The following is a 6,413-nucleotide window of genomic DNA, read 5'->3' as shown; positions in this document are numbered from 1 at the left end:
ATCGTCATTCCCGGCATTTCGCCGAGCAACACCAGCATCGAGAACTGGGTGCTTGTCACGTGCGCACTCGCAAGGTGCCGCTCGTACAGCCTGGTGACGTGACGGGCAGCCTGTCGTGTTGCAAAGCGGTGATGTCAGGTTAACCCGTGGTCAGTATTAGTCGGTTAGATGCAGTGGCATGAGCCAGCCGATCAGCTACAAACGCCACCGCTTTCCACCTCAGATCATTGCGCATGCTGTGTGGTTGTACTACCGATTTCCTTTGAGCTTGCGCCTCGTTGAGGAACTGCTTCTGGAACGCGGCATCGTGGTCTCCTACGAGACGATCCGCTGCTGGGCCGTGAAATTCGGCCCTCAGTACGCTCGTCGTCTGCGACGCAAGCAGCCTTGTCTCAATGATATCTGGCATCTCGATGAGGTCGTAATCGCTATCGGCGACAGGAAATACTGGCTGTGGCGCGCTGTTGATCAGGAAGGCTATGTACTCGATGAAATCATGCAGACCCGGCGCAACACAAAGGCAGCGAAGCGATTACTGATAAGGCTGCTCAAGAAGCAGGGCCTCGCACCGAAGCGTCTGATCACCGACAAGCTCGGCTCCTATGCCGCGGCCAGGCGTCAGATCATGCCCCGCATCGAACATCGGTCTCACAAGGGACTTAATAACCGGGCGGAGAATTCGCATCTGCCACTTCGAAAACGGGAGCGGGCGATGCAGGGCTTCCGGTCCCCGGGAGGTCTTCAACGGTTCGTTTCGATCTTCTCGGCTATCCGCAACCTCTTCGTCCCGTCTCGCTCCAAATGTTTCGCATTTCAAATTCACCTCCATCGCCTGAACGCCCAAGCACAGTGGAAGGCGGTGGCAGGTGCATTAGCCTGAAATCTGCCAGCCAAAAGGATTTCCCTTTCCTCGAAGAGTTAACCTGACATCACCCAGTTCGAGGCGCTGGTCGCCTCGATCCTGCGCAACACCGCTGCGTCATCCATCGGTGCTTACCCCGAAAGCCTTACGCCGAATGCTCCAGATCACCGAGGGCATTACGGCCAACATCTTCCACATGATCAACAGCCTAGCCGTCGAAGCTATCGAAAGCGGTCGCGAGCGGATCATCGACGAAGCGGTTGAGAACTGGGAGCCAGAATTCGACGCAGAGGCGGCGTTCACCTAATGCCGCGCACTATGATTAATCGGTGTTTGCCAGTCCTACTGCCGCCCGCGCCGGACGAGCTTCTGTCGTCGTGGATCAGTCGGCATGCCGCATTCTATGCCTTGCCACCGTTCGCAATCTTGCTGCACTGCCTGCCGGAAGCGACATCGCTACGCGGGGTCGATCTTCATTTGACCGACAATCAGGCGATCCGCCTCGCGCAAATTTTTGCAACGAATCCGAGGGTCGTGCGCGGAATGACCTTTGTTAACGTTCCGCAGACATCTCATCGCTTGATCGCCGTCAAGCCGATACAGACTTGCCCGAATTGCGTGCAGTCCGCCGACGATGCCACGACAGTCACTCGAGCTCAGCTTCTTGGTTGGCGGCTCTGTTGCTCCTCATGCGGATCTCCGCTTCGCGATCGCAACGACCACGTACGTCCCTCCCCTTTCTGCTCGTATTGGAGTGTCGCTCTCCGCGGCGAAGAACTGCTCGATGCCGAGGCAGAGAGCCGCTTTCAACCTTGGGCATCGCCGATCGACATCGCACGACTCCTCTTGATGCGGCGCAATCCAAAGACTCTCAGACCGGAGAAACGGATCGGCAGCCCAAGGATTCTCGGCATCATCGTGCCTGAATTTGAAGCCATCGTCGCGAAAAGCCGGATATCACTTCCCTCCGGGGCTAGCCCAATTCTGCCGCTCAGCTTGCGCCCCGTGTTGCTCGCGGGTATCGCCATCGTCGAGCGCGCGGGGCCCGCGATACTCGAGATGCTTCACGCCCATACACTCGGTGAAAACCGCACCCGCTTCGGCAAGCTCGTCGCCCAAGTACTCACCCAAAACCAAATTTCTACTGGTTCAGAGCAATTGCAGTTAATTTGAGAATCAGAGCGGCGTTATTCTCAAATTAAGTGCCTCACGTGCTCGCAATGGCCGCATTCTTACATTTAGTGCCAAGCGACACTGCTCACGGCCGCCGCTAGAACCCGCTGGTGTTGCGGGTCCGGCAGCCGCTCCAGATGGGGCCCACTACATTCGCGATGTTTCAGGGTGTGTCGTTTCAGGGGACGCTACTTGGTAAAGACTGTGCTAGACTGTTGGTTCGAAGAAGCCCTCCGGCCTCTCCACCGCGGAAGTTGGACATGGACATTGAGGAGTGGCTGCGCAGCTTAGGGCTGCCGCAATACGTCACGGCCTTTCGTGAGAACAACATCGAGGCCGAGGTGCTTCTGTGGCTGACAGCCGAGGATCTCAAGGACATCGGGGTCAGTTCGGTAGGGCACCGCCGGCGGCTTCTGGAGGCAATCGCTGAGCTGCGGGAAAGTTCCTCCCCAACCTCAATCGGAGATGTGAAAGAAACTACGCAAGTCACGGGGCTCGCGTCGGCGGCGGTACCTTCGACCGGTGCTGAGCGCCGGCAACTGACCGTCATGTTCGCTGATCTCGTCGGCTCGACGGCGCTGTCGGCCCGGCTCGACCCGGAGGAGATGAGCGAGATCATCCGAGGTTATCAGAATTGTTGCGCCGGTGAGATTACCCGCTTTGAGGGCCACATCGCCAAATTCATGGGCGATGGCCTGCTGGCTTATTTCGGCTGGCCACAGGCGCATGAAGATGACGCCGAGCGGGCGGCGCGCGCCGGCTTGGCGGTTGTCGCCGCAGTGGCGCAACTGCAGGCCCCGAATGGCAAGCCGCTCGCGGCGCGGGTCGGCATCGCGACAGCGCTCGTGGTCGTCGGTGAGCTTATTGGGGATAAGGAGGCGCGCGAGCGGGCGGTGGTCGGCGAGGCGCCGAACTTGGCCGCGCGGTTGCAGGGCCTGGCCCGGCCAGGCAGGGTAGTTGTCGCCGAGCGCACGCGGCGTCTGCTGGGCGATCTATTCGAGTTCGAGGATTTGGGACCGCAGTCTCTGAAGGGCTTCGACACGGCCGTGGGAGCTTTTTCCGTCAGGGGCGAGGGCCGCGCCGAGAGCCGCTTCGAGGCGTTTCATACCGGAGCGCTTACGCCGCTTATCGGCCGTGAGCAGGAGCTGGCTCTACTGTTGGAACGATGGTCGCGGGCGGTGGAAGGTGAAGGGCAGGTGATCCTGCTCTCGGGGGAGCCGGGCATCGGCAAGTCGCGCATTGTCCGCGCCCTGCGCGAGAACTTGGCCAACGAATCGTACATCCCACTCAGTAACTACTGCTCACCGTACCACACGAACAGCGCCCTTTATCCGGTGGTCGGCCTCTTGGAGCGGGCAGCGCAGTTCGACCGCGAGGACAGCGCGCAGGTGAGGCTCGATAAACTGGAAACTCTGCTGGCCCAGGGAGGCACGCAAGACCGGGAGGCGGTGCCGTTGCTGGCCGCACTGTTGGCGATCCCGGCTGACGCGCGCTATCCGCCACTCGATCTCCCGCCGCAGCGTATGAAGCAACGCACGCTCGAAGTCCTGGTGGAGCAGCTTGCAGGTCTGGCCTGCCGGCAGCCTGTGTTGGCGGTGTATGAGGACGTGCATTGGATCGATCCTTCGACGCTTGAGCTGCTGGGCCTGATAGTCGAGCGGGTCCAACGCCTGCCGGCACTGGTCCTGATCACCTTCCGACCGGAATTCGGCCCGCCCTGGACCGGTCATGCCCACGTCACCCAGCTCTCGCTTTCCCGTCTCACGCGACGGCACGGCTCAGCTGTGGCTCTCCGTGTGACCGGCGGCAAGGCGTTGCCGTCCGAAGTGCTGGACCAGATCGTGGAACGCACCGACGGGGTCCCTCTCTTCATTGAGGAGCTGACCAAGGCGGTCTTGGAATCAGGCCTGTTGCGAGACGCCGGCGACCACTTCGAGTTGACCGAAACCCTCCCGCCGCTGGCAATTCCGGCTACGCTGCACGACTCGCTCATGGCTCGCCTCGACCACCTTGCTCCAGTTAAGGAGGTCGCACAGATCGGAGCCGTGATCGGCCGCGATTTTTCACATGATTTGCTGGCCGTCGTAGCGCCGCATGACGAAGGCAAGCTGCAGGACGCTCTGGCCCAGCTTTGTCGGTCCGAGCTGGTCTACTGCCGCGGTGTGCCGCCGGAAGCGACCTACAGCTTCAAGCATGCGCTCGTGCAGGATGCGGCGTATTCCAGCCTCCTCAAAAGTCGACGGCAGCAGCTGCACGCCCGCATCGCAGAGGTTCTTGAACAGCGGGCGGCAGCGGGTGCCGAGGCGCTGCCAGAGATCATTGCCCATCACTGCAACGAGGCAGGTCTCGCCGAACAGGCGGTCAGCTACTGGTGGCAAGCCGCGCAATCGGCGATCCAACGCTCTGCCACTTTGGAATCGATTGCCCACCTGGAAAATGGGTTGAGACTTCTGCGCACGCTACCCGACAGTCCGGAGCATGTTCGCCTGGAGCTGGATATGCAGGTGGCGTTGGGGACGGCCTGCATGGCGGCCAAAGGTTGGTCGTCGCCGGCCACCGCGGCGGCGTTCGCGCGCGCCGAGGAGCTGTGTGAGCGAGTCGACGACGCCATGCAGCGCAGTATCGCAGACTACGGCCGGTATCTCGTCTACCTCCTGCGCGGCCAAGTCGATGCTGCGCTGACAACGACGACATCGATGCTGAGCAGGGCCGAACGCGACGGCGATCCAGCCACAACGATGATCGCCCACCGGTGCGTGGCGATCACGTCCATGCATCGCGGGGATTTCGATGCTGCACGCCGGCATATTGAAGCATCATGGGCATTGTACGATCCGAACGAGCATGCCGCTCTTGCCTACCGATTCGCGTACGAACCCCGCATTGCAAACCTTTGCTATCTCGCCCACGCGCTGCTCCATCTGGGTTATCCCGACCAAGCGCTTGAGAGATACGCCCAGTTGATAGACACGATACGAAATCACCGGCACAGCCCATCGGTGGCGTTCGGCCTATTCCAATCGTCCCTCTTTCGCACCTATTCGCGGGATCTCGGCAACTATCGGTGTGACAGAGACTTCGGGGCGGATGAGGCCATCGTCGACGAGCTGATCGCAATCTGCACCGAGCACGGTTTCTCCCTTTGGCGGACAGCCGGAGTCATTCTCAAGGGCTGGCTTTTGGCCCGGGCGGGTGAGCCGGATCGCGGCCTCACCCAGATGCGAGATGGAATAGCCGATTGGCGCGGGCATGACGCGAAGCTTTTCGTGCCGCGCTGGCTGCTCATGCTTGCGAGCGCGCTCGGCAGGCTTGGTCACCGACGCGCGGGACTCGATAGCATCGAGGAAGGGCTTGCACTAATCGCCGAGACCAACGAGCTCTGGAACGAGGCTGAGTTGCACCTCCGCAAGGGCGAACTGCTCCTGGACTTGCACGCCGACGGCAAAGCCGAGGCTTCCTTCCAGGATGCACTTACCGTGGCCCGGTATCAACATGCCAGGCTTTGGGAACTACGAGCTGCCACATCCCTCGCCCTGCTTTGGGCCCAGAGAAACGAGCGACGAAGGGCCCGTGACCTTCTTGCACCGGTTTGCGGCTGGTTCACAGAGGGCTTCGAAACGCCGGACTTCAAGGAAGCCAAGGCACTCCTGGACGCGGTCTCGTAACGGCCTCATGGGCAAAAACAGACAGTGACACGGACTTAATTTGCGGACGGATGTCGCGCTGCATTTAATCAGGGTCTTCCTCAATTTGTGTGGTTCATTCGCTGTTAGACAAGATGCCGCTATGGGTTGGCATGCGAACGAAAACGAAATGGTCACCTGGCTCAGAGATTAAAGTTCTGGCCGTTGCGCTCACTGATGGAGACAGCTGGGTTGTTTCTACTGCCGGTCCGGCGTTCGGCATTTGCCCCGAGTGCGGACAGCGGACCCGAAATCGGCATGGCTGGTCCAACCGCAGTCTTCAAGGGCAAAGCCGTAACGGTGAAGCTTCGATTGAGCCGCTGGCGGTGCGCTGACCAGAAATGTGAACGTCAAACGTTCACTTACCGACTTCCGACAGTTGCTGCCCCTTATGCGCGCCGGACAAGGCGGGTCGCCGAGATTGTGCGTCTGCTCGGCCATAGCGCAGGCGGCCGCCCCGGCGAGCTCTTGATGCACCCAGCTCGGCATGCCAGTCAGCGACGACACGATCCCACGGCAGCTGAAGCGGGATGCTGCAATCGCTCGCCGCAGCTCTCCGATCCGGGTCGTTGGCATAGATGACTGGAGCTGGCGACGATCGTGGTGGTGCGGCACATCTCGTTGCGATGAACGAGAAGGTGACACACGGACATTTCTACTTTGCAGAAACAGGACATTTTAACTTTGCGGCTACA

General features: G+C 60.6%; 4 protein-coding genes and 1 pseudogene. All 5 read left to right on the top strand.

All coding sequences use genetic code 11. The annotated features are described in order from the left end of the window. The first annotated feature begins 178 nt into the window (after positions 1–178). Positions 179–880, top strand: a complete 702-nt coding sequence (locus tag AAAC48_RS10010; protein WP_340654039.1) for an IS6 family transposase — start codon at positions 179–181, stop codon at positions 878–880. A 136-nt stretch (positions 881–1,016) separates the two neighbouring features. Beyond that, positions 1,017–1,169: a hypothetical protein gene (locus AAAC48_RS10005; RefSeq protein WP_340654038.1), complete on the top strand. Its 153-nt coding sequence runs from the start codon at positions 1,017–1,019 to the stop codon at positions 1,167–1,169. Beyond that, positions 1,169–2,035 (top strand): TniQ family protein, encoded by an 867-nt coding sequence (locus AAAC48_RS10000; RefSeq protein WP_340654037.1) that lies wholly within the window; start codon positions 1,169–1,171, stop codon positions 2,033–2,035. The genes AAAC48_RS10005 and AAAC48_RS10000 overlap by 1 nt, the downstream gene beginning before the upstream one ends. Before the next feature lie 260 nt (positions 2,036–2,295). Continuing rightward, a complete protein-coding gene (locus AAAC48_RS09995) occupies positions 2,296–5,700 on the top strand; it encodes an adenylate/guanylate cyclase domain-containing protein (RefSeq protein WP_340654036.1) in 3,405 nt (1,134 codons plus the stop codon). A 131-nt stretch (positions 5,701–5,831) separates the two neighbouring features. After that, a pseudogene (locus tag AAAC48_RS09990) lies at positions 5,832–6,319 on the top strand (ISL3 family transposase); the annotation flags it as partial. Between the last annotated feature and the right edge of the window lie 94 nt (positions 6,320–6,413).

The sequence above is a fragment of the Phyllobacterium sp. genome (assembly GCF_037994405.1).
Classification (GTDB): Bacteria; Pseudomonadota; Alphaproteobacteria; order Rhizobiales; family Rhizobiaceae; genus Phyllobacterium.
The sequence above is the reverse complement of the archived record's forward strand: the minus strand, read 5'-3'. Positions and strand labels throughout refer to the sequence as shown.

Bases quoted from the DNA above. Each gene is read 5' to 3' on its own strand.
- AAAC48_RS10005 (WP_340654038.1), top strand. From the start codon at position 1,017: ATGCTCCAGATCACCGAGGGCATTACGGCCAACATCTTCCACATGATC.
- AAAC48_RS09995 (WP_340654036.1), top strand. From the start codon at position 2,296: ATGGACATTGAGGAGTGGCTGCGCAGCTTAGGGCTGCCGCAATACGTC.
- AAAC48_RS10010 (WP_340654039.1), top strand. From the start codon at position 179: ATGAGCCAGCCGATCAGCTACAAACGCCACCGCTTTCCACCTCAGATC.
- AAAC48_RS10000 (WP_340654037.1), top strand. From the start codon at position 1,169: ATGCCGCGCACTATGATTAATCGGTGTTTGCCAGTCCTACTGCCGCCC.